This is a genomic window from Prosthecobacter sp. (assembly GCF_046154365.1).
GTDB lineage: Bacteria > Verrucomicrobiota > Verrucomicrobiia > Verrucomicrobiales > Verrucomicrobiaceae > Prosthecobacter.
Genome location: NZ_JBJXFV010000159.1, coordinates 17,238 through 41,206, shown reverse-complemented (window position 1 = coordinate 41,206; position 23,969 = coordinate 17,238). Strand labels below are relative to the sequence as shown.

The following is a 23,969-nucleotide window of genomic DNA, read 5'->3' as shown; positions in this document are numbered from 1 at the left end:
TGTGGTGAAATTCATTTCGGCATCTCCACCTGCCCGTTCGACATCAGGTAAGCGATCAAGTTCATCACATTCTCCTCCCCCAGTGCCGCCAGCAGCCCCTCCGGCATCAGCGACACCGGTTGCTGCTCCTGCTTCACGATCTGCGTGCGCTCAATCGTCAGCCGCTCGGCGGGAGTCTGCACCGTCAGCGTGCGTTCCGTCTGCTCCGGGATCACGCCGGTCAGCGTGCGGCCATCCTTGAGCTGAAACACGCTCACGCGGAAATCCGCTGGCACCACCGCGTTGGGATCGAGAATGTTCTCCAGCAGGTACTTCAGGTTCCGCCGATCACTGCCCGTCAATTCCGGCCCGATGGCGCCGCCCTGGCCATACATCTTGTGACACGCGCTGCACGCCGTCATGAAGATCATGCGGCCCTTCGACTTGTCCGCTTTCGCCAGCGTCTCCGGCTTCAACACGCCCTCCCACTTCGCAAATTCCGCCTTCTTCGCCTCCGGCGTCTCACGAATCTCGCCCCAGACCTCCGTCAGCAGCTTCGTGACCGATGCATCGTCCAGATTGCGAATCTGTCGTGCCTGGAAAGGCGAAATCGCCGTGGCAGGCAACTTTTTTGTCTTCACCGCTTCGAGCAGTGCCTTCGCATACGACGGGCGTGAGGACAGCGTCGCCACCGTCGCCGCCTGCATCTCCTGGCTGCGCTCCGGCCACGGCTGGAGCAGCGCCTTTGGGATGTTCGGATCATCGTAAGCCGCCAACGCCTTGCGCACCACCGAGCCGAGCACCTTGTCGTTGATGAGGCCGCGAATCACCGCCAGCAGCTCCGGCTTCGCGCTGCGCGTGAGGCTCACGAAGGCATTGAGCCGCGCATTGGCATCGCCCTCGGCGTTTTTGACGATCACGATCAATTCCTCCGCCGCACGACCGCTGCCGAAGACGACAGAGAGCGTGGTGATGTGGCCAAGCTCGCCAGAGCTTGGATCTTTGGCGTCCTTGCCACGCGCTTCCAAGCTCTGGCGAGCTTGGCTACTCAAGGCATCCCAGCCTTTCGGCTTCTTCGCGCTGCTAAACCCATCCAACCCCGCCGCCATGCCGCTGAGCACATCGCCACGCACGTCCGCACGCTCCGTCATCAACGCGACGAGCGCATCGACGGCCCCGGGCTTGTCCTCGATCATCTCGGCGATGCGCCGCGCGACGAGGCGGCGCACGGTGGGGATTTTCGCCTCGCGGATGAGCTCCACGCCCTTCATCGGCTCCGCCGCCACCGCTGGCTCGATGCCATACCAGATCATGAGCGGTTGCTGCCGGTCGTTGGCGTCTTCTGCGCGTTTTGCGAGCGCCGTGGCGATGGGCCAGCGGGCGGCGAGCGGGAGGCGCTGGAGCGCGGAGGCGAGGTGGAGGCGGACAAGACCATCTTTACATTGAGCATCCTCAGCGATGCTAGAGCGGCGTCCTTTTTCTTGATAGCCACGTTCAAAGAGTTGTTGGTCTGCCATTCTCTTCCACCAATTGTTTTTTCCTTCGTAAAACTTGGCCAATTCCTCATCCTTCATCGCCGCCACATCGAACGGCTCCGCTTTCTTCGGCTCCCCATACACGATCTTGTAAATCCGCCCGCTGCTGCGATGCACGCCGTCGTTGTCGTGGCATTCGCCGCTGTCGCTCCAGTCGGAGACGAAGACGTTGCCGTCGGGGCCGGTGAGGAGGTCGATGCCGCGGAACCATTTGTCTTTGGCCTTCATGAAGTCGGGCGCGTGCTTGCCGACGTAGCCGCAGCCTTCGCGATGGAGGGTGTCCATGTTGATGCGGTTGCCGTGCAGGTTGCAGGTGAGGACGGCACCGTGGTATTCCTTGGGCCAGAGGCCGCCTTGATAGATGAGCATGCCGACGTGGGCGTGGCCGCCGCCGAGTTCGTTCGTCTTGCCAGTGACGCCGAGCTTGCGGATGTCGCTCCAGCTTTCGGCGCCGGTGTCCCAGTGGAAATGATCGGCGGTTTGCTCGATGACTTCATACACATGAGGATTCAGGTGCGTGCCGAACATGCGGCGGTAATACGCGCCGGGGATGACGTGCCAGAGATGGCCGATGACGGTGTTGATCATGAACAACTCACCTTCTGCGTTCCAATCGTGTCCCCAGGGGTTGGTGCCGCCATGGGCGACGACTTCGAAAACTTTCCGCGTGGGATGAAAGCGCCACATCGCGCAGTTCAGCTTCGTGCGCTTGTCCTGCGGCGTGCCCGGTGCGCCGACGGCGGAGGTATCGCTGATGCCGTGGCGGCCGTAGAGCCAGCCGTCAGGTCCCCAGCGCAGGCCGTTGACGATGGTGTGGCCGATGGTCTTCACGTTGAAGCCATCGAGCAGCACCTCGGGCTCGCCATCAGGCACATCGTCGCCGTTTTTATCGGCGATGAAGCTCAGCGTGCCATTGTGCAGCACCCACACGCCGCCGTAGCCGATCTCCACACTTGTGAGGTAACTGCCGCCTTCCCAGAAGACCTTGCGGCCATCGTGTTTGCCATCGCCATCCTTGTCTTCGAGGATGATCACGCGATCCCGCAGCTTCGTGTCCCAGCGGATGGGATTCTCCGCGTAGGTGTAGTTCTCCGCCACCCACAAGCGGCCCTTGGCATCCCAACTCATCGCAATCGGCTGCCGCACATCCGGCTCAGCGGCGAAGACCACGCACTTGAAGCCCGGCGGCAGTTCCATGCTGGCTGCGGCTTCCTCAGCGGACATGGGCGCGCCTTTTTCGGTGTCGTAGATGGCCGGGAAGTCGGCGGCGAAAGCCGGCAGGGCGAGAAGAAACAGCAGGATGGCGCGAGGGATGCTCATGGTGGGAGAAAAACGGGTTTAAACCGCTGATTAGACGCTAATCTGGCGCTGATAAATGCATTTCATCAACAGCGTCCAATCAGCGGTTCAAAAGTCTGGCCCGCAAACCAGCGCACAAATGACGGTTGGCAAAATCATCGCCACGAATACACTCCGCCTCATGCAATCCATCGAATCATCCACCGAAACGGCAGCCGTGGACGAGGATCTCGTCCGCGCCCGCCGGAAAAAAGCTGCCGTGATCGACCTGATCCGCAAGACAGGCAGAAACGGACGTCAGGCATTTGGGACCATGCAGGACACCCCTGACGCCCGTGAAGCCTGGGCGCTGGGAGAAGCCTGGCGGAAAGCACAAACCTCTCCGTAAACCGGCATGTTCGTTCTCGACACGAATCATCTGCGGGAGCTCTGTTACGACTCTCCTGTGGGCCGTCGTTTGAGATCGCGAATGGAAAACGGGGCCGTGGTGGCCACAATCGTCACGGTGGAGGAGGCTTGTCGAGGCTGGCTGGCGAAGATCGCCTCCTATCGCGACCCCAGTCAGCAGGTCTGGGCGTATGGCGAGCTGGAAAAACTGTTCATGGTAACGTCGGGCTTGGTGAGACTTCCTTGGGATGATGAGGCCGCCTCGAGATTCCGGGTGTTTCGCCAGCAAGGCATCCGCGTCGGCACCATGGACCTCAAAATCGCCTGCATCACGCTGGAATACGACGCCATCCTGCTGACCCGCAACCGTGCCGACTTTGAAATAATCCCAGGACTCCATTATGAGAACTGGCTGGACTGAAATCCGCTCTTCAAAACCCACCATGAAGCCATTCCTTTTGCTCCTTTCCGTGTATTCCGTGTGTTCCGTAGGCCACCTGGTCGCCGCCGCCAAACCCAAGGCCCCTGCCGCACACACCGCCGCCGATCTCGCCGAAACCATCCGCCCCTCGCTCGTCAAGATCACCCAACTCGGACGTGAAGGCACCGATGGCATTGGCTCGGGCTTTATCGTGAGTGAAGACGGCCTCATCGCCACCAACCTGCATGTCATCGGCGAAGCGCGTCGCCTTCAGATCGAGATGCATGATGGCAAAACGCACGTCGTCACCGCCATCCACGCCAGCGACACCCATCTCGACCTCGCCCTGCTCAAGATCGACGCCAAGGGCCTCAAGCCGCTGCCGCTCGGCGATTCCGCCAAAGTGCGTCAGGGCGATCCCATCGTCGCCATGGGCGCACCGGAAGGCCTCGGCTTCAGCATCGTGCAGGGCGTCCTCTCTGCCACGCGCGACATCGACGGCCAGGACATGCTGCAAGTCGCCGTCCCCATCGAGAAAGGCAACAGCGGCGGCCCCATGCTCGACATGCAGGGCCGCGTGCTCGGCATCCTCACGCTCAAATCCTTGAAGACCGACAACCTCGGCTTCGCCATGCCGGTGAACTTGCTCAAAACACTCATCGAAAAACCCAATCCCGTTCCCATGTCACGCTGGCTCACCATCGGCGTGATCAATGCCAAGCTGTGGAAGACCCATCTCGGCGCGCAGTGGACCCAGCACGCTGGCGTCATCAAATCCGAGTTCCCCGGTTCCGGCTTCGGCGGTCGTGCCCTCTGCCTTTCCACGCAAACAGTCCCCGCAGACACCTTCGAGATCACTACCACCGTGCGACTTGATGACGAATCCGGCGCCGCCGGCCTTGCCTTCTGCGCCGATGGCGGCGACAAGCATTACGGCTTCTATCCTTCCGGCGGCAAACTGCGCCTCACCCGCTTCGACGGCCCCGATGTCTATTCCTGGACCATCCTCGCCGATGTGCCGAACGACGCCTACCAACCCAACGACTGGAACACCCTCCGCGTCCGCGTCGAACCCGAACGCATCGTCTGCTTCGTGAACGGCAAACAAGTCATCGAAAGCGACGACACCGGCCTGCGCGGCGGTGTCGCCGGCCTGTGCAAATTCAGAACCACCGTCGCTGAGTTCCGTAGCTTCCGCATCGGCACCGATCTCGCCGAAAAACCGCTCCAGCCCGAAGTCGCCTCCAAGCTGCGCTCCAAAGTCGAAGAATTCATCGCCGCCGCCGCCACTACCAACCAGACGCTCGACAACCTGCTCGACAATCCCGCCGCCGCCCGTCGTGTGCTCGTCGAGCAGCGCCGCAAACTCGAAGAAGAAGCCGCCAAGCTGCGCGAACTCGAACGCGAACTGCATCGCCGTGCGATGACGAAGGAAATCCTCGCCGAACTCGCCAAACCGGAGCCGGAAATCGATCTCATGCGCTGTTCGCTCCTGCTCGCCCGCCACGACAACCCGGAAATCGAGATCGCCTCCTACCTCGCGAGTTTCAAAGCCATGGTCGCCGATCTCAAAGACGATCCCGAGATCAAAAAAGGCACCATTCCCGCCGTGAAGCGCCTCAATCGCTATCTCTTCGAAGAAAACGGCTTCCACGGCAGCCGCCACGACTACAGCAGCCGCTCCAACAGCTACCTCAACGAATTGATCGACGACCGTGAAGGCCTGCCCATCACGCTGAGTGTGCTCTACGTCGAACTGGCCTCCGCTCTCGGCGTGCAGGGCGTGTTCGGCGTGCCGCTGCCCGGTAAATTCATGGTAGGCTATCGCGACGGTCCCGAAGGCGAGCTTCAGCTCGTTGATGTCTTTGAACGCGGCAAACTTCTCACCGTCGCGCAGGCCGCACTCGATCTCACTGACAACGGCCAGTTCCCCGAAGGTTCGCTCGAACCCACCACGAAACAAACCATCGTGCTGCGCATGCTGCGTAATCTCATGGGAGCCGCTGTCGATGACACGCGCTCCGTGCGTGAATCACTGCCCTACTTGAATCTCGTTCTCGCCATCGACCCAACGTCCGCCGCTGAACGCCTCACCCGCGCCCAAATGCGCCAGCGTCTCGGGGAAAAAGCCGGCGCTCGCGAGGACATCCGCTGGCTCATCGACAACTTTCCCAACGACGGCCCGCCTGAACTCATTCAGCAGCTCGATGTCTGGCTGCAATCACTGCGCTGAGATCAGTCTTTGAATCCCGCCAGCCGCACGCCAAACAGCCAGCGGAACGGCGGTTTCAGGGCGATGGCCTTGCGCAGGCCGATGGGCAGCAGCGCGAGCAGTTTCTCGCAGATCGCCACCGGCCAGGTCGGCAGCAGCATGAATTTGCCGTGCCCGCCGAAGATGATGCGGACCTTCGTGAAGCCCACGGCGCGAAACAACGCCGCCAGATCGCCCACGGTGTATTCCTTGAGGTGAAACCCCGTCGCCTCGCGGTCAAAATAGCAACTGATGTCATGGGGGCCGGTCAGGCGGCTCGGCGTGATGCAGATGTAAACACCACCGCTTTTCAGGGCGGTGTGCAGATGCCGCAGTTGCTCCAGCGCATCGTCAGGATGCAGATGTTCCATCAACTGGTTGCTGTAGGCCACGTTCACGCTCTCCGGCGGCACGGGAATCGAACTGCCGTCCGAGATCACCAGCCGCAAATTCGCCGGAAGTTCGCGCTTTCGGGTGATTTCATCTGAAACGTCCACGGCCAGCACGCGCGCGACTTTTTCCGCGACGGTCTTGGCCAGTTCGCAGTCGCCGGGACCAACTTCGAGGAAGACAGCGTCTTCATTCAGAAAGGGGGCGAGGATTGCCATTTTCTCGCGCACATCGGCGGCAAGGCGCTCTGGCGAAGACTTGTTCGTGTGCTGTGGGTGCAATGGCACACGTTTGAACAGCTCGTCATAGACCTCGGAGTAAAGCGTGCGGCGTTCCTCCCTCGCTGCCCGTCGCAGCCGGTCGGCGAGTTCGCGTTCCACCTCGTAATGCTGGCGGAGTTGCTCTGGAGTGCGGGCTTCAGTGACGGTGATGGGCATATGCGGCAAAGCTAAGCGTCGGAGTCGTTTCAGGCAAGAACTCGCGCTGTTTGCGGCAGGTAGGTAGGGTGTGTGCTGCGACCTGTCGTTTCGCCAGCTCTGTGACCAGCTTCGCAGCACCGCCCGACGGCTTGGGCGTGTTATGGCGTCTTCGTGATGGCAAACCAGACGGGCGGGCTGTCGCCACACCCATCCTACATTGTTGCGGCGGCTTGCTCATTTCTGACGGTGATCTAGCATGCCGCGATGCTGAAACACCTCCTCTTGATCTGCGCACTCGCGCTCACGGCCTCCGCCCAGGACACCGGTCCGGCCAAAGATGATCCTTCGGTGCCGAAGGAACGCGACACGATCCTGCGCATTCAGATTTTCCTCGATAAAAACTTCTTCGGCCCCGGCAAGCTCGATGGCGCGCTCGGCGAGTTCACGTACAAGGCCGTGGTGAACTACAACTATGCCCACGGCCAGCGTGACCTCTACAACTGGGACATGGTGCTGGCGGCGGCGGCACAGGAGGTGCCCATTGCTTATGCCGCCTTCAAGATTCAACCCATCCTGCTCAGGTATGTGAATCCCGACCTGCCCGAGGATCCCGAGGAACAGGCCAAATTTCCGTTCATGGCCTACCGCAGCCTCGTCGAACTCATCGCCGAGCGCTTTCACACGGACGAAACCTTCATCGCCACCATCAATCCGAAGAAGAACTTGGCCGCGCTGAAGCCCGGCGACATCGTCGTCGTGCCGAACGTGAAATCCTTCCGCATCGAAGACGTGAAACCGATGCAGAGCTACAAAGAGGATGCCACGCTCAGCACACACACCATCGTCGTGGATACGGTCGAACGCATGGCGGCGGTTTACAGCGCCAAGGAGATGATGCTCGCCGCGTTTCCCATCACGCCCGGCAAGCCGCAGTTCATTCCCGTGGGCCAGTGGAGTGTGAAAACCATCATGAACACACCGAGCTTCCGTTACGACAAGCAGTTCCTCGAAGAAGGCGTGCGTGGCGATGAAGCGCATCAGCTTCCACCGGGACCGAACAGCCCCGTGGGCATCATCTGGTGCGGCATCAGCAAATCGGGCATCGGCCTGCACGGCACCGCACTGCCACGCACCATCGGGCGTGCCCGCAGCGCCGGTTGCGTGCGTTTTGCGAATTGGGATGCCATCCGCCTGCCGCTGCTTATCCGGCCAGGATCGCGGGTCATTGTGCGTTAAAACTCGTCAAAAATACGCGAAAACAGAAAGAAAGGCTTGCGCCTGTTCCGGCAATGGTATGCTGCACCCGTGATTGTTCACTTCGCCACTCAAGCCACCGCTGACATCTTCAGCGGCAAGCCCATCAAGCGCGTGCCGGTGGCAGTTCAAGAACAGGCGTTGCGCAAGCTTCAGTTGCTGGATGCCGCTTCGGCCATCGCCGTCTTGCAGGCCGTGCCGGGACTGCATTGCAAAAAGCTCGGCGGCCAGCGCAAGAATCAGCCCGAGCTGTGGAGCGTCCGCGTGAACAACCAATGGCGCATCACCTTCACCTGCACCGAGCTGCCGCTAGAACTTCGCAACGTTGATTTCACCGACTACCATTAGCCCATGAGGGGCCATTCAAACACTGCACAACACCCAGACAATGAGCACCACCAAAACCAAAGCCAAAACTAAGCCAGGCACGCTTCGCCCCGCCCATCCTGGCGAACTCCTGCTGCTGGAGTTTCTCGAACCGGCTGGCATCAGCCAGTATCGCCTCGCGCAAGCCACGGGCATCAGTGTCAGCCGCATCAACGACCTCATCAAAGGCCGCCGTGGCATCACGCCAGACACCGCCATCCGCCTCGGGAACGCCTTCGGCACTGGCCCCGAGCTGTGGCTCAATCTCCAGCACGATTATGACATGCGTCTCGCTCGTGCCGAGAAGGGCGCGGAGTATGCCGCCATCGTGAAATTGCCAGAGCTTGCCGCCGCGTGACGTTTGGGCCATGGACCGCCTTTGCACGCAGCATTCCTCGAACCTTTCATCGCGCAGCCAGCCGCCATGCCACGCATCCTCATCGCCGGTCTCTTCCACGAAACCCACACCTTCCTTGATGGCGTTACGCCATTGAGTGATTTCCAAATCCGCCTTGGCGATGACATGCTCGCCTGCAAAGGCGACAGCTCACCGCTCGGCGGTGTGCTCGAACTCGCCGATGAGTTCGGCTGGGAAATGGTGCCCGCCGCCGATTACCGCGCGCAACCTTCCGCCATCGTCACGGATGAAGTCATCGAGTGTTTCTGGAGCGATGTTGCCCCTGTTGCGCAGCAGGGCGGCTACGATGCCATCTACCTCGTGCTGCATGGCGCGATGGTCACGCAGAGCTTTCCTGATGTGGAAGGCGAAGTACTGCAGCGCCTGCGCTCGATCACGAACGTCCCCATCTTCGGCGTTTTCGACCTTCATGCCAATTTCTCGCCAAGAATGGCAGCACTGGCGGATTGTCTCGTCGGTTATCGCGAAAATCCGCACACCGATGCACGCGATGCCGGCCTGATCGCTGCTCGACTGCTGAACCGTTGTCTCACGACTGGCCAACGTCCGCGCATGCAGCTCCAACAGCCCGGCATCGTCTGGCCGCCCACGGGAACTGGCACAGCCAATGATCCGATGCGCTCGCTCGAAGCGATGGCGCGACAGTTTGAGGGCGAAAACGACGCGCTCTGGTCCATGAGCATCGTCGCGGGCTTCAGTTTCGCCGACACGCCTGATACCGGCGTTAGCTTCGTCGCCTGCACCAGCGCCGATGCCACACCGCAGCTTGAAGCGCTCGCCAAACGTGCGCATGAGCTGCGACACCTCGGTGATGTCGTCGATCCTCCTGTCGATGACGTGCTCGCCTTACTCAAGCCGTTGCCTGCGGGCCTCACCGTGCTCGTGGAGCCTTCCGACAACATCGGTGGTGGTGCTCCTGGCGACTGCACCGGCCTGCTGCGTGCCTTGCTCCGCCATGGCATTGAGAACGCCGTCGTCTGCCTCTGCGATCCCGCCGCCGTGCGCGAACTCGAAGCTGGCAAACGCCGCATCAGCATCGGTGGCAAAGGCAGCCGCCTCGATGCCGGGCCGCTCGAACTCGATGTCGAACTCATCGCTCTCAACGACGGTCGTTTTGAACTCGAAGACAAAAACAGCCACCTCGCCAGCATGTGCGGCGATGTTTTCGACATGGGCCGCTGTGCGGTAGTGAAACGCGCCGGCATCACGATTCTCATCACCAGCATCAAGACACCGCCCTTTGATCTCGGCCAATGGCACAGCCAGGGCATCGCGGTGGAGAATCTCGCCATCGTCGGCGTCAAGGCCGCCGTCGCGCATCGCCGTGCTTACGATAAAATTGCCGCCCGCATGCTCTGGGTGGACACGCCAGGGCCGTGCAGCAGCCATTTGGGCAAGCGCCGCTCTGGAGGATAGGCCTCCGGCCTGTCGATGGACTGAGGCGTCTCGCCTTTTCCGATCAAAGGCGGGACGCCTCGATCCGCTGACAGGCTGGCAGCCTATCCTCCAAAACTCATCCCAAGAGGATTCGTCGTGCTGCGTCATGCCGCGTGAACTTCACGCCGCCATGAACACACACGATCTTCGCCAGCCACTGCCGCCGAACTATCAAATCCCACCGGGCTGGGAACGCTTTCAACCGCCAGTGATGGTAGTTCCCATTCCGGTGGCCACGGCGGTCGAGGAGACACTGCCTGAACCTGTTCCCGTTCCTGTGCAGCCACGGCAATCGCGCTTGTTGCGCTTCTGGTGTCAACTCGGAGGCGGATCACTCATGCTCAGCATCATCGTGCATGCAGTTATCTTGTTGCTCGCCGGAGCGATCATCATCAGCAGCCAGGTGTTGCGCCCACCACCGGATTTTCTTCCTGCGGGAACCACTGAAGCCGGAGAGAAGGCTTCTCGTGATCTGGAACATCGAGTGACCATGAAGAACCATGCTTCATTGGCGAGAAAGCAGCCCAAGTCACGTCTGGCCGTAGAGGGTGGTTGCGGGATCCCAGTGGCTGATGTGGAGCCGCTTGTGCTTCCAGAATCAGGGATGGGGGTGGCAGGTGTGAAACTGTCATCGGACGCAGTGCAGAGAGGCACGATCGGGCTTCGTGGCAGTGGTCCTGCCAATCGAGTGATGGACCTGCCACACCTGTTGGGTGCGCGTTGTTCCACTCAAAGCCGGCTGGAGAAACTGCGGCAGAATGGCGGCACGCCGGAGTGTGAGCTGGCGGTGTCGCGTTCGCTGGAGTGGTTGAAGTCGCAGCAGAACCCGGATGGCTCGTGGGGGCGTGCGAACAAGGCGGCGATGACGGGATTGTCGCTGCTGTGCTTTCTGGGACGCTGCGAGACGCCGGAATCGCCGTTCTATGGCGACAATGTGCGCAATGGCATGCTCTACCTCGTCGAACTCGCGCGGAAGAATCCACATGGCATCCTGTCGGAGACGCCACTGGTGAATGCGGCGACGTATGAGCACGGCATCGCGACGTATGCGTTGGGCGAGATGTATTCGTTCTATCGTCTTGGCAAGAACAGCCTGCCGGGGCTGCGCGACACGTTTGAGCAGGGCGTGCAGACGATCATCGCGCATCAGAATGAGCGTGGCGCTTGGTCCTACGGTGGCAAACTGCACGCCTATGACAAAGACAGCAGGGGGGAGGATCTGTCCGTTACGGGCTGGCAGTTTCAGGCGCTCAAGGCCGCGAAGCACTCGGGTTTGAAGATCGCGGGACTGGATGAGGCGATCAAACATTGCTGTGACTATCTGGAAACGAAGCAGACGAAAGATGGCGGCTTCGGCAAAACGAACCGTGATGAGCACTACAACCAATGGAGTCTCACGGGCTGCGGCGTGCTGGGTCTGCAAACGCTGGCGAAGAACAAAGCGACGAACGTGAAGAAGGGCATTCACTTCCTGCGCGAGTTCCTCACCGCCGAACCGCTCGACTGGGAGCGCAACTGCAATCTCTACTGCTGGTATTACTACACACAGGCGTTCTTCCAGCAGGGCGGGGACGATTGGAAGTTCTACAACGCGCAATTTCTGCCGCAGGTGCTCGGTGCGCAGCAGGCGGATGGCTCCTTCAAGCATGGCCGGCCGAACTGGCCTGCGGGCGATGCTGCGGATGCGATCTACCGCCAGTGCCTCTGCACGTTGCAACTCGAAGTCTATTACCGCTATCTCAAGGTCGCAGATCGCGCGGAGGAGTCGGTGTTTGAGCGGTGACTCGGAGGATAGGCCTCTGGCCTGTCGATGGACTGAGGCGTCCCGCCTTGTCCACTCAAAGGCGGGACGCCTCGATCCGCTGACAGGCAGGAAGCCTATCCTCCTTATTTTGCGCCGTGCTTGTCCTTGAGGTGCTGCACGGTTTCGTCGGCGGTGTCGGCCTGGATCATGACGAGATCGCCAGGTTGGGCGGATTCCAGAGCGAGATCGACGGCTTTGAGGTGGCCGAGGATTTGCTCGATGCGTTTGGTGCGTGAGGCGTTTTCGAGGCCACGAGCGAGGAGCTGCATGATTTCGCCGGATTCACGACCACGGACGTAATCGCCTTCAAAAAGCCAGGCTTCGTCGAATTCGGTGCCGAGCATGCGGCCTTGCTCGATGATGTCACTGTCACGACGATCTCCGGCGGAGGTATAGACGACGAGGCGGCGCGGGTTGGTGAACTGACGCAGGCCGTCGAGCAGGGCGCGAAGGGCATCGACGTTGTGGCCGTAATCGACGATGACGGTGATGCCGTTGAGGTCGAGAACATTGAAGCGTCCGGCGTTTTGATCGAGGCTGGGGATGAAACTGCGTGCGCCCTGACGAATGAGATCATCGTCGATGCTCAGCGCCCAGGCGGCGGCGACGGAGGCGAGGGTGTTTTCGACTTGGAAACCGATTTTGCCGCCGTGGGTGAGAGGAATTTCACTCAACGGCATGAAGACATCCTCACGCGGGCCTTCGGCGCGGATGATGTGGCCGTCGCGGGTGAAGATGGCACGTTCGCCTTTGATGCGATGTCGCACGATGACGGCGTTTTCACCGTCGAGGGCGAAGAAGATCGTGCGACGCGGATAGGTCTCGGCCATTTTCACGACGAGCGGATCGGCGGCGTTGAGCACGGCGGTGCCGGTGGCAGGCACGGCGGCGACGATGCACTGCTTCACTTCGGCAAGCTGCTCGGCGGTGTCGATTTCGTTGATGCCGAGGTGATCACCAGCACCGATGTTGGTGACGACGGCGACATCACAGTGATCAAAGGCGAGTCCTTCGCGCAAAATGCCGCCACGGGCGGTTTCGAGCACGGCGGCGTCGCTGAGCGGATAAGACAGGATGCTGCGGGCGCTTTTTGGGCCACTGCAATCACCGCTGTCGATCATGCGATTGCCGACGAAGACGCCATCCGTGCTGGTAAGTCCGACACGCCAGCCGGTTTGGCTCAGGAGATGCGCGATGAAGCGGGTGGTGGTCGTTTTGCCGTTCACGCCGGTCACGGCGACGATGGGGATACGGCCATTGCAATCGGCGGCAAACATCGTGTCGATCACCGCCTTGCCGACAGAACGCGGTTCGCCTTCGGAGGGATACAAATGCATGCGCAGGCCAGGGCGGGCGTTCAGCTCGATGATGACGCCGTTACGCGGGCTGAGCGGCTGACTGATGTTGGGCGCGATCATGTCGATGCCGCAGATGTCGAGGCCGACGGTCTGCGCGGCTTCGACGGCGGCGGCGCAGATGGTGGGATGCACCTCGGCGGTGCAATCGACCGCCGTGCCGCCGGTGCTGAGGTTGGCATTGCGGCGGATGAGGATCATGCGGCCCGTTTCGGGGATCGAATCAGGTGTGACATCCTGCTCGGCGAGAACGGCCAGCGCGACGGCATCAATGCGGATCTTGCTCAAGGCCGCAGCATGATCGGCGGCACGACGCGGGTCACGATTTTTCTCGGCGATGAGTTCCTGGATGGTGTGTTCGCCATCGCCAATGACATGAGCGGGATGACGACGCGAGGCGGCGATGAGTTCGCGCCCGATGACGAGCACGCGATAGTCCTCGCCTTCGGCAAACTGCTCGACGAGCACCGAATCGCTCTCTGCGAACGCGGCATCGTAGGCGGTGGCGATTTGTTCGCGGGTGTAGAGATTCAAAGCAACGCCACGGCCCTGATTGCCATCGAGCGGCTTTACCACAACGGGCAGGCCGATTTCATTCGCAGCGGCCCAGGCGTCGTCGGCAGATTTGACCGGACGGCCCTGCGGCACGGGCAGGCCGACTTCAAGCAAAAGGCGGCGTGTGAGGTCTTTGTCCTGCACGATGTCTTCGGCGATGGCGCTGGTCTGACTGGTGGCGGCGGCGAGAATTTTCTTTTGCTTCACGCCCCAGCCGAGCTGGACCAGGCTGCCTGCGGTGAGGCGTTTCACCGGAATGCCACGCAGGCGTGCGGCATCCACCATCGCCCTCGTGCTGGGGCCGAGGCAGACATCCTGCGCGAGTTCGCGCAGCTCAGTGATGGCGGAATTCACATCGAAGGTCTGGCCCCAGAGTGCGGCGTCGATCAATCGGCGGGCGAGTTGGAATGCAGCGCGGGCCACGGCCTCCTCATCGAACTGCGTGATGATGCGCAGCACGCCGGGTTGCGCCGTCGGCAGCACTTTGCCAAAAGTGGCCTGGAGGTCGGTGCGGCTTTGCAGATGCAGCGTGATGTGCTGGAGAAGTGTGGCGAGCGTCTGCTCATCCGGCGGCTTGCCGATCTCAGTAATGGTGGTTTCAAGTGCGGGCAGCCAGGAGACAAGCCAAGCCTGCCAGTTGGGGACGACCTCGGTCAGCGCCGGAAATTCCACCCGGCATTCCAGAACGGTCTCACGCGCCCAAAGATTCGGTCCACGCAGGGCGTGGATTTTGCGGACAGTGGTGGAGCGAAGCTCGCAGGATGTGACGGGCGTGGACAAGCAGAGGGGGAGCGCGTGAGGCGAATTGCCCGTTGTCGGGCGCAGGGTCAAGGGAAAGATCGGCGGGAAACGAGAACGCGATGACGATCTTGCACCTGTTTGACAACACCGGCATTCACCGGACTGTCGGCAGTCGTTTTCGAACTCCTTGTCCCTCAAACCTCCCAGCGCAGCCCACGAAACCCTGATCCAGCTTGCGGAAGCGCAACTGGTCACGGGAGAGCGCATGGTGGCCCGGTTGCTGATCGATCTGGATGCAAGCCTGCATTTTCATGGCGGCCTGATCGTGCTCACCAACACGCGGTTGCTGCACGTGGAGCAGGCTTTGTCGCAGGCGTGGAACCTTGCTGACGTGCAGGATTTGAAACTGGAGGAGATGGGCGCCACGGCGGCGATTCACCTGATGCAGGCGGAGGCGAGCATCTGGCACTGGCGGCTCACCGCCGGCCATTTGCGCGAGGTGGAGGCCTTCCTGGCACGCTTCAAAGAGCAGCGCGGCCTAGTCATCGCCGAAACAGACGCGCCAGATGATGAAGAAGACGTGTTTTCCACGGACGAGCCGGAAACCGTGACCAGCACCGGCAAACCGCTGGTGCGCCTGTTCAAGTTCTCGCGCCCATGGTACCAGCTCATGGCGATGGGGTTTGCGCTGACCGTCGCCAGCACCGGCGCAGGTCTGATCGGGCCGTGGCTGACGATGTCGCTGGTGGATGATGTGCTCATTCCGCTGCAAAGCGCCACGCACGAGGTGCATGTGAAGCATCTGTATCAGTTTGTGGCCGGACTGGCCGGCGCTGCACTGCTGACCTGGCTGCTGAAGTGGGCGACGACGTATGTAGTTTCGCGCGTGGCCGAACGCGTCACCAGTCACATGCGCCGGGCGACGTTCGAGCATTTGCAGAAGCTCTCGCTCACCTACTTTAATAAGAAGCGCACTGGCGACCTCATTTCCCGCATCGGCTCGGACACAGACAACATCTCGCTGTTCATCTCGATCAACTTCATCGACTTCGCCTGCGATGTGCTGACCATCATCTTCACGGCGGCGATCCTGTTCACCATTAATCCCATGCTCGCCTTTGCCGCGCTGGGGCCGCTGCCCATCGTGGCGTGGCTGGTGCAATGGGTGCGCGGCAACCTGCGCGGTGGCTTTGCGGCGGCCAGCCGGGCGTGGAGTGCGATGAACAGCGTGCTGTCAGACACGATCCCCGGTGTGCGCGTGGTGAAGGCCTTTGCGCAGGAGCAGCGTGAGATCGAACGCTTCCGTGCCCAGGACCAGCACATCTTCGACACCAACGACCGCGTGAACCGCACCTGGTCCTTCTTTGAACCGACGATCTACCTGCTCACCGACATCGGTCTGCTCGTCGTGTGGTCTGCTGGAGCGTGGGCTGTGGCGCACGGTCAAACCACGGTCGGTGTGCTGACGGGTTTTGTGCTCTATGTCGGGAAATTTTACGGCAGGCTGGACTCCATGAGCCGCTTCGTCGCCTCGGCGCAGCGTGCGGCGGCCAGCGCGCACCGCATCTTTGAAATCCTTGATGTAAAACCCGACATGCCGATTACCTCAGGCATGCGCAAAGTCGGCAGATTGAGCGGTGAAATTGAGTTCCGCGACATCAAATTCCGCCATGGCTCACGACAGATCATTCGTGGCATCAATCTCAAGATTGCACCCGGCGAAATGATCGGCCTCGTCGGCCCCAGCGGGGCAGGGAAGACCACGCTGGTCAATCTGGCCTGCCGCTTCTTTGATGTGAGCGAAGGCGCGGTGCTGGTGGATGGCCATGACCTGCGGGAGATCGATGTGATCGACTACCGCCGCAATCTGGGCCTCGTGTTGCAGGAACCGTATCTGTTCTTCGGCACCATCGCCGAAAACATCGCCTATGGGAAGCCGGCGGCCACACGGGCGGAGATCATCGCCGCCGCGAAGGCCGCACGTGCGCATGATTTCATCATGAAGCTGGCCGACGCTTACGATTCGATGGTCGGCGAGCGCGGACAGCAGCTTTCGGGTGGTGAACGGCAGCGCATCAGCATCGCGCGTGCCTTGCTCGTTGATCCGGCGATTTTGATTCTGGATGAAGCGACTTCTTCCGTGGACACCGAAACGGAACGTGAAATCCAGGCGGCGCTCGACCATCTCGTTAAAGGCCGCACCACCATCGCCATCGCGCATCGTCTCGGCACCTTGCGGAAGGCCAATCGGCTGGTGGTCATCGAAAATGGCGTCATCAGTGAAACCGGCACGCATGCGGATCTCATGAACCGCAGCGGCACCTATGCGCGGCTGCATCAAGCGATGGTGGAGGTGAACGCGGCATGACCGATCTCGTTGCCATGCTCCAAAGAAGTTTCTGCCCGTCACGGGTTGACTTGCAGACCCCAAAACCGTTCTATTGCACCACCAGATGCAACTGACCCTCCAGCCCAAAGTCCTGCAATGGGCTCGCGAACGAGCGAGCTTGGGAGAGACTGTCCTGGCGAAGAAGCTGCACACCACGGAGGACAGGGTGACAGCGTGGGAGCAGGACGGTAAGATCACCTTCGCCAAGATGCAGGATTTGGCGCATGTGACGCACACGCCTGAGGGTTACTTTTTCCTGCAAAAGCCGCCGGAAGACAAACTGCCCATCCCGGACTTCCGCACGCTCAAGGATGCTCCTGTGAAGCGTCCCAGCCCGGATTTGCTGGAGACAGTGCAGACGATGCAGGTGCGCCAAGCCTGGATGCGCGACTTTTTGATCGAGGAAGGTGATGAGCCGCTGGCCTTTGTCGGGCGGGCGACGCTGCACAGTGATCCGGTCGAGGTGGCGGCGGATATGCGGCGGACGTTGGGCTTCATGGATGGCTGGGCGAGCCAGGAGAAGTCCTGGGCGGACGCGCTGACGCACCTCCGCCAGAAGATCGAGACAGCGGGCATCCTCATTGTGATCAACGGAGTGGTGGGGAACAATACTTCCCGGAAGCTCAACCCGGATGAGTTTCGCGGCTTTGCGCTGTGTGATAGCTATGCGCCGCTAATCTTCATCAACGGGGCGGACTTCAAGTCGGCGCAAATGTTTACCTTTGCCCATGAGATGGCGCATTTATGGATCGGCAAAGACGGCGTCTCCAACTTTGAAGCGTTGCAAGCACCTCCCGTGGATGTCGAGATATGGTGTAATCAGGTGGCGGCGGAGTTTCTCATGCCCGTGACAGAAGTGCATGGCTGCTGGGAGCAGGCCATACGTGCGGAAGAACCGTTTCAAGCGCTGGCGCGGCGCTTCAAGGTGAGCGCCATCGTGGCGGCGCGGCGTGTGCTAGACCTGGGTCTGATCGAGAAGAAGGCTTTCTTTGACTTCTACAACGCCTACCTCGACGACGAACGCCGGAAGGAGGCCGCTCATGCTTCTGGCGGGAGCTTCTGGAACAATCAAAACGTGCGCGTGGGTCAGCGCTTCGGCCAAGCCGTGGTGCGTGCGGCGAGGGAGGGCAAGCTGCTCTACCGCGAGGCCTACCACCTAACAGGAATGCACGGTGAAACCTTCACCAAATACGCTGAGACGCTCGGCTACCCGATGCGATGATGAAACAAGGCACCGTCTATGTCCTAGATGCCAATGTACTCGTGCAGGCACACCGGCGCTGGTATGCGTTTTCCTTCCATCCGGGGTTCTGGGACTTACTGCTCATCATGCACGCTCAAGGACGTGTGGTAAGCATCGACCGGGTGAGGAAAGAAATCCTTGCTGGGGATGAACTGGAGCAATGGGTGGCCGCGAAGACGCCCAAGACCCTGTTTGAAAGTACGGAGACCCCGGAGGTCGTGGGAAACTTTGCCTCGATGATGCAGTGGGTGCAGGAGCATCAGCAGTTCAAAACGGAGGCGAAAGCTGAGTTTGCCAGCGTTGCGGACGGTTGGCTACCCGCCTACGCGCTGGCACATCCCAATCATGTAGTAGTGACGCATGAGGAGCTTTCTCCTGATGCCAAGAAGCGGGTGCCTCTTCCGAACGTCTGCAAGCAGTTTGGTGTGCCGTGGATCGACACCTTTGCCATGCTGCGGGAGCTAAAGGCAAGGTTTGTGATGGAGAAACAAAAGGATGGAGAAGATTGGCTATGACTGACACGTCCGAAAAAGGCCTCGAAAGCCCGATCCTCGTCGATGACCATGGTGGAGGTGAACGCGGCATGACCGATCTCATCTCCATGCTCCAAAACGCCAATGTGCGTCCGTTGCGCCTCTTCCCGCTCACCGATCCCGCGCACTGGATCGCGATCCTCGACGAACGCGGTCAGGAAATTGCCTGCATCGAAGACCCGGCGACTCTCGACGCGACACAACGTGCCGCATTGGAGGCGGCACTCGCCAAACGTCATTTTGTGCCGGTGATCCGCCGCATCATCACCATCACCCGCGCCACGGATGGGCACGACTGGTTCGTAGAAACCGATCGCGGCACCACCACCTTCCGCATCGAGACGGATGAAAGCATTCAAAGCCTGGGCGGCGGCCGCCTCGTCATCATCGATAAACTGGGGACACGTTACCTGGTGCCAAACGCCGCCGAACTGGACCGCGACAGCCGCCGCAAGCTCGAACGCTATTACTGATGCAACGCCTGTCTTCACTCGATGTGTATCGCGGCATCGTCATGTTCCTCGTGGGCATGCGCTTGCTGGAACTGGATGAAGTAGCGCTGCATTTTCCGGACAGTGTCGGGTGGCGCTTCATCGGCTTTCATTCATCGCACATTCCATGGGTCGGCTGTTCGCTGAATGATCTCATTCATCCCTCTTTCGCGTTTCTAACCGGCGTATCGCTGGTGTTTTCCGTGACCTCACGCACGGCCAAAGGTCAGACGCTGCGCAGCATGACGTTGCATGCGTTGTGGCGGGCGTTGGTGCTCATCGTGCTCGGCATCTTCATTCGCAGCATCGACCGCCCGATGACGAACTGGACCTTTGATGAAACGCTCACGCAAACCGGCCTTGGCTACATGGTGGTCTTCGTTTTGGCCTTTGCTGGCACCAAAGTGCGCTGGAGCGCCTTCGTGGCCATTTTGCTCGGTTACTGGCTGTTTTATGTTTTGGCACCGATCACGGGTGGTGAGCCATTCAGCGGCTTTTTCGCGCATTGGAACCGCAACAGCAATGCTGGCCACTCGTTCGATGTCTGGCTGCTCAATCAGTTCCCACGGCGCGTCACCTACACCGGCTGGCTCGGCGGCTACACCACGCTGAACTTCATTCCGACGATCGGCACCATGATTCTCGGCCTGATGGCCGGAACGTGGCTCCAACAGGCCGGCACAGCCACGAAACGGCTCCTCATTGCCGGGCTGGCATGCATCGCGTTCAGCCTCGTGCTGCATTGCGGCGGCATCTGTCCCATCGTGAAGCGCCTGTGGACGCCCGCCTGGGTGTTTCTCAGTGGTGGCGTATGCTTCCTCATCCTGGCGGCGCTGTATCAGCTCGTGGATGTGAAAAAACATCAACGCTGGGCCTTTGTCTTCATCGTCATCGGCATGAACTCCCTTGCCATGTATCTCATGCGCCACTTTCTCGAAGACTTTCTCGCTGAGAGCCTGCAACGGCATCTGGGGACGCGCCCGTTTCAAATCTTTGGGCCCGAATTGCAGCCTGCCATGATCGGCGCATGCAGCCTGCTCATTCTCTGGCTCATCCTGCTGTGGCTGCATCGAAGGAAGATTTTCCTGCGCGTATGAGATCATTCAAAGCTACGTAACCCTGCGGCGATGGCTGCATCACTGACTCCCTGCGCCCAGGCCGCGCCGACGGCGGCGAGGACATTCTCGATGTGGAAGGCAAAATGGCCGGTGAGCGGCAGTGAAACATCTCTGAGCGGGCATAAACGGCGCTCGTTCTCGCCTTCGGCGAGGTGAATCGCGTCCTGTTGCACGAAGACAGCGCGGCCGCCTTGCTCCTGATGCGCGGTGAGGATTGAATTTGCCGCGTCGCGGGAGAAGAACATGACACTGCCTTTGCAATACTCCGCCATGCTGGCGACGTGGGCGTCATCGGCATTCAGCACGGCGGTGCCGCCGGGCAGCACGACATCGACGACGCAGCGCTTCACCTTCGTCATCTGCTCCAGCGTGTCGAGATAGCCGAGGCCGAGGTGCTCGGTGCCGACATTGAGCACCACGCCGATCTGGCAGCGGTCGTAGCCAATGCCTTCGAGAATGATGGACTCGGCGCTCGTCTCACAGATCGCCAGTTCGGTCCATGGATGCAGCAGGACGCCCTGCGCGCCGAAAATGCGGTCGCCCTGCTTCGAGACCGCGTGGCGTGTGCCAAACTGCAGGCCATCGCTGTGGCAGACGCCGAGGAACTTGCCAGTGGCATGCAGCAGATGGGCGAGCAGCTTCGTGGTGGTCGTTTTGCCATGCGTGCCGGTGATGCCGATGACAGGAATGCGGCCGTCATCACCTGCGGGGAACAGCATGTCGATGATCGCTTCGCCAACGGGCCGCACTTTGCCGACAGCAGGCTTCAAATGCATCAGCAGGCCGGGGCTGGCGTTGATTTCAACGATGGCACCGCCCTGTTTTTCGAGCGGCTGAGAAATGTCCTCGCACACGACATCGACGCCGCAGATGTCGAGACCGGCGGCCTTGGCGGCGATGATGACGTGCTCACGCACGCTGGGATGCACGTCGTCGGTGATGTCGATGGCCCAGTTCGCGAATCGGGCGACTAGAACGCGTTCGCCATCATGCGGCACCGAGTCGGGCTGGTAGCCTTGGTTTTGCAGATCGGTCAGGATCACTGGATCCCATTTAACCGTGTCGATCTTGTCCCATGGGCAGGTTTCGAGTTCGCCACGGCGTGGATCGGAGTTCAACTGGTCTTCAATCAGCTCAATGATCGTGCCTTTGCCGTCGCCGATGACAATTGCGGGATCGCCACGACTAGCGGCGATCAAACTACTGCCGACGACGAGCAACCGATGATCCACGCCGGGAATAAAGCGCTCGACCATCACGCCGGTGCCTTCTTTGAGCGCCTGCGGATAGGCTTCGATGACTTGTTCGCGGGTGTTGAGGTCAATGAACACGCCACGGCCATGATTCGCATCCGTTGGTTTCACCACGACAGGAATGCCGATGTCCTCAGCAGCTTCCCACGCATCTTCCGGGCTGCTCACGATGCGGCCTTCCGGCACCGGCACGCCGGACTGGCGCAGGAAAGTGCGCGTCAGGTCTTTGTCCTGCGCGATGTATTCGGCAATCGCTCCGGTGCGATCAGTTTCCGCCGTCCAGATGCGGCGCTGCTTCGCGCCTTGACCGAGTTGAATGAGGCTGCGGCCTTCCTGGAGTCTGCGCCATGGGATGCCGCGCTCCTTTGCTGCATCCACGATGGCCTTCGTGCTCGGACCGAGTGCGTTGCGATCCACCACGTCCTGCAAGCGCGTCACTGCCGCCGCCACATCGAATGTGCCGCCGGTGTAGGCCGCCAGCAGCAGCTCACGCGCCGTGCGCAGGCACTCCTGCACCACGACTTCATCAAGATAACGGGCGATGACTTTGTACAAACCCTCGATGCAGGTCTCACGCGCTTTGCCAAAGCCCAGCGGATGCCCGGCAAGCGTCTGCAACTCCAGCGTGACATGCTCCAGGATGTGTGCGGGATAGGTGCCGCGATCCAGCCGCTGAAAAAAACCGCCGCGTTCGCCCACACTACACCGGTGCTCGATCATGCCGGGCAGCCAGGACTTCAATCGTTCGTTGAAACCGGGAATCTCCTCCGACGAAGCATCCTTCAGGCTGCCGAGATCCACCCACGCCTCCAGCACAGGATAATTCGCCCAGATGTTCGGGCCACGGAGCAGGTGGATTTCGCGGATGTCGAGGTCAGGCATGCGCGGCGAGATTACGCGTCCGCGTGTGACAGGCAAGGATTCGTGGTTTGCAAATGCAGGGGAAACTGCCGGCAGATTTCGACACCAGGGAGGTCTGGCCCGCCACAACGCTCACTCGCAGGCAAGCGGTATGAAATTGCTGCCACGGAAGAGGGCGCTCTGCGCAAAAAACGCCATGCAACACCCCCAGGCGGACGTGGTGGTTCTATGCCGCCATCAGTTCCTGCGGAGCCGGAAGCGCCAGCGGCTTTTCGCTGATGCTGCTGACATCCATGCTCGGAGTGGTGCCTTTGGGCTGGCGGCCGGTGAGGCGGCAGAAGTCGTGATAGCTGAGCACTTCAAAAGTGCGGTCCAGATGTTCAACGACGACGGTCATGCTTTCGACCCAGTCGCCTGAGTTCAGGTAATGAATGTCGTCGATCAGCTTGTTGGCGGGGGTGTGGATGTGGCCGCAGATGATGCCATGGCATTTTTTCCAGCGGGCGAGGTTCTGAAGCTGTTCCTCATAGCGACCGACGAAGCTGACGGCCTGCTTGACCTTCAATTTCACCCAGCGGCTGAGGGAGAAGCATTCCTTGCCGCGCCAGCGCCGCCAGGTGTTGTAGGCGCGGTTGAGGCGCACCAGCAGATCATAGCCGACGGCCCCTACTTTCGCGAGCCAGACATGATTCGTCGTCAGATGATCGAAGCCATCGCCATGAACCACGAGGTAATTGCCGTGGGGTGATGCATGAATGTGTTCATCAACAAGCGAGAGGCCGCCGATTTTGAAGGGCAGGAACTGCTCCAGGATGTCGTCGTGATTCCCGCGCAGGTAGATGACCTCGGTGCCTTCCTTTTCCATTTTCTTGAGCACGGTGCGCACGAAGTGCGTGTGTTCCTGAGTCCAACGGCCCGAGCTTTTCAGCGCCCAAACGTCCACGATGTCGCCATTGAGCACGAGTTTTTCACACTTGCAGTGGCGAATGAGATGCGCCGCTTGCACGGCTTTGGAATCAGCCATGCCGAGGTGGACGTCGGACATGAAGAGCGTCTTGATGCGGAGCTTGGTTTTCATGGGCGGGCAGGATTGTGAATAACTTCAAAATCACCGACATTTGCTGGAACCAAAGGGTGCCAGTGAAACCTTTTCGTCACACATGTGGCTGGTGAAGGTGAATCCCAGCCTCGATTCCGTCATGGGTGGACGTTTAGCGTTTCGCAGGGATTTTTACCTGCCAGGCCTGCCTGGATTCTGGCTTGTTGTCTTTACCCTTCTGGGTGCGATGGCCATACGCCTGCCAGATAAGATGGATGCAGGCGATGAAGACCAGCAGTGCCAGCAATGGGCCGCCATAGCGGCGTAGAAAGCGCGTTTTTTTGCGCCATGAGAGGAATTGGTAAAGATCGTCTTGCTGGGGGTTGAACATGCGCATTGCTTGAGTGCAGCGGCGCGCGCTTCAAACAGGA

19 protein-coding genes are annotated in these 23,969 nt (G+C 60.5%); 13 read left to right on the top strand and 6 right to left on the bottom strand.

All coding sequences use genetic code 11. From position 1 onward, the window contains the following. Nucleotides 1-11 precede the first annotated feature (11 nt). A complete protein-coding gene (locus tag ACKVY0_RS20245) occupies nt 12-2,834 on the bottom strand; it encodes a PVC-type heme-binding CxxCH protein (RefSeq protein ID WP_409216659.1) in 2,823 nt (940 codons plus the stop codon). Between the two features lie 160 nt (nt 2,835-2,994). On the opposite strand from ACKVY0_RS20245, the gene ACKVY0_RS20240 reads away from it, so the two are divergent. The 3 genes from ACKVY0_RS20240 to ACKVY0_RS20230 are packed head-to-tail and all read left to right on the top strand — an operon-like array spanning nt 2,995 to nt 5,854. Further along, a complete protein-coding gene (locus ACKVY0_RS20240; protein ID WP_409216658.1) occupies nt 2,995-3,201 on the top strand; it encodes a hypothetical protein in 207 nt (68 codons plus the stop codon). Between the two features lie 6 nt (nt 3,202-3,207). Then, the gene (locus ACKVY0_RS20235) at nt 3,208-3,621 is read left to right on the top strand and encodes a type II toxin-antitoxin system VapC family toxin (RefSeq protein ID WP_409216657.1); all 414 of its coding nucleotides are present in this window, start codon (nt 3,208-3,210) and stop codon (nt 3,619-3,621) included. 22 nt (nt 3,622-3,643) lie between these two features. Next, nucleotides 3,644-5,854 carry a trypsin-like peptidase domain-containing protein gene (locus ACKVY0_RS20230; RefSeq protein ID WP_409216656.1) on the top strand — a complete coding sequence of 737 codons (2,211 nt, stop codon included), beginning with the start codon at nt 3,644-3,646 and terminating at the stop codon, nt 5,852-5,854. Between the two features lie 2 nt (nt 5,855-5,856). Here ACKVY0_RS20230 and ACKVY0_RS20225 read toward each other — a convergent pair whose 3' ends face one another. Then, nucleotides 5,857-6,699: a class I SAM-dependent methyltransferase gene (locus ACKVY0_RS20225; protein WP_409216655.1), complete on the bottom strand. Its 843-nt coding sequence runs from the start codon at nt 6,697-6,699 to the stop codon at nt 5,857-5,859. A gap of 246 nt (nt 6,700-6,945) precedes the next feature. On the opposite strand from ACKVY0_RS20225, the gene ACKVY0_RS20220 reads away from it, so the two are divergent. From ACKVY0_RS20220 to ACKVY0_RS20200, 5 genes are all read left to right on the top strand, one after another. Beyond that, nucleotides 6,946-7,917 carry a L,D-transpeptidase gene (locus ACKVY0_RS20220; protein ID WP_409216654.1) on the top strand — a complete coding sequence of 324 codons (972 nt, stop codon included), beginning with the start codon at nt 6,946-6,948 and terminating at the stop codon, nt 7,915-7,917. A gap of 69 nt (nt 7,918-7,986) precedes the next feature. Beyond that, entirely contained in the window at nt 7,987-8,283 is a 297-nt protein-coding gene (locus tag ACKVY0_RS20215; protein WP_409216653.1) for a type II toxin-antitoxin system RelE/ParE family toxin, read from the top strand. 40 nt (nt 8,284-8,323) lie between these two features. Beyond that, on the top strand, nt 8,324-8,659 hold the full coding sequence (locus tag ACKVY0_RS20210; protein ID WP_409216652.1) for a HigA family addiction module antitoxin: 336 nt from the start codon (nt 8,324-8,326) through the stop codon (nt 8,657-8,659). 66 nt (nt 8,660-8,725) lie between these two features. Then, on the top strand, nt 8,726-10,135 hold the full coding sequence (locus tag ACKVY0_RS20205; protein WP_409216651.1) for a M81 family metallopeptidase: 1,410 nt from the start codon (nt 8,726-8,728) through the stop codon (nt 10,133-10,135). A gap of 712 nt (nt 10,136-10,847) precedes the next feature. Next, a complete protein-coding gene (locus tag ACKVY0_RS20200; RefSeq protein WP_409216650.1) occupies nt 10,848-11,939 on the top strand; it encodes a prenyltransferase/squalene oxidase repeat-containing protein in 1,092 nt (363 codons plus the stop codon). 104 nt (nt 11,940-12,043) lie between these two features. Here ACKVY0_RS20200 and cphA (ACKVY0_RS20195) read toward each other — a convergent pair whose 3' ends face one another. Next, nucleotides 12,044-14,650, bottom strand: coding sequence for a cyanophycin synthetase (gene cphA, locus ACKVY0_RS20195; protein WP_409216649.1), 2,607 nt, complete (start codon nt 14,648-14,650; stop codon nt 12,044-12,046). A gap of 148 nt (nt 14,651-14,798) precedes the next feature. Here cphA (ACKVY0_RS20195) and ACKVY0_RS20190 point away from each other — a divergent pair, with 148 nt between their 5' ends. The 5 genes from ACKVY0_RS20190 to ACKVY0_RS20170 all read left to right on the top strand — a co-directional run bounded on the left by ACKVY0_RS20190 (nt 14,799) and on the right by ACKVY0_RS20170 (nt 20,364). Beyond that, nucleotides 14,799-16,979, top strand: a complete 2,181-nt coding sequence (locus ACKVY0_RS20190) for an ABC transporter ATP-binding protein (RefSeq protein ID WP_409216648.1) — start codon at nt 14,799-14,801, stop codon at nt 16,977-16,979. 85 nt (nt 16,980-17,064) lie between these two features. Further along, nucleotides 17,065-18,222: an ImmA/IrrE family metallo-endopeptidase gene (locus tag ACKVY0_RS20185; RefSeq protein ID WP_409216647.1), complete on the top strand. Its 1,158-nt coding sequence runs from the start codon at nt 17,065-17,067 to the stop codon at nt 18,220-18,222. Then, nucleotides 18,222-18,758 carry a DUF4411 family protein gene (locus ACKVY0_RS20180; protein ID WP_409216646.1) on the top strand — a complete coding sequence of 179 codons (537 nt, stop codon included), beginning with the start codon at nt 18,222-18,224 and terminating at the stop codon, nt 18,756-18,758. The genes ACKVY0_RS20185 and ACKVY0_RS20180 overlap by 1 nt, the downstream gene beginning before the upstream one ends. Continuing rightward, nucleotides 18,755-19,249 carry a DUF1854 domain-containing protein gene (locus ACKVY0_RS20175; RefSeq protein ID WP_409216645.1) on the top strand — a complete coding sequence of 165 codons (495 nt, stop codon included), beginning with the start codon at nt 18,755-18,757 and terminating at the stop codon, nt 19,247-19,249. The genes ACKVY0_RS20180 and ACKVY0_RS20175 overlap by 4 nt, the downstream gene beginning before the upstream one ends. After that, the gene (locus ACKVY0_RS20170) at nt 19,249-20,364 is read left to right on the top strand and encodes an acyltransferase family protein (RefSeq protein ID WP_409216644.1); all 1,116 of its coding nucleotides are present in this window, start codon (nt 19,249-19,251) and stop codon (nt 20,362-20,364) included. The genes ACKVY0_RS20175 and ACKVY0_RS20170 overlap by 1 nt, the downstream gene beginning before the upstream one ends. 2 nt (nt 20,365-20,366) lie before the next feature. Here the strand turns inward: ACKVY0_RS20170 and cphA (ACKVY0_RS20165) are convergent, their stop codons facing one another. The 3 genes from cphA (ACKVY0_RS20165) to ACKVY0_RS20155 form a co-directional block, all read right to left on the bottom strand. Then, nucleotides 20,367-22,520, bottom strand: a complete 2,154-nt coding sequence (gene cphA, locus ACKVY0_RS20165; RefSeq protein WP_409216643.1) for a cyanophycin synthetase — start codon at nt 22,518-22,520, stop codon at nt 20,367-20,369. 205 nt (nt 22,521-22,725) lie between these two features. After that, nucleotides 22,726-23,577 carry a UDP-2,3-diacylglucosamine diphosphatase gene (locus tag ACKVY0_RS20160; RefSeq protein WP_409216642.1) on the bottom strand — a complete coding sequence of 284 codons (852 nt, stop codon included), beginning with the start codon at nt 23,575-23,577 and terminating at the stop codon, nt 22,726-22,728. Nucleotides 23,578-23,710: 133 nt separating this feature from the next. Further along, nucleotides 23,711-23,929: a hypothetical protein gene (locus tag ACKVY0_RS20155; protein WP_409216641.1), complete on the bottom strand. Its 219-nt coding sequence runs from the start codon at nt 23,927-23,929 to the stop codon at nt 23,711-23,713. Between the last annotated feature and the right edge of the window lie 40 nt (nt 23,930-23,969).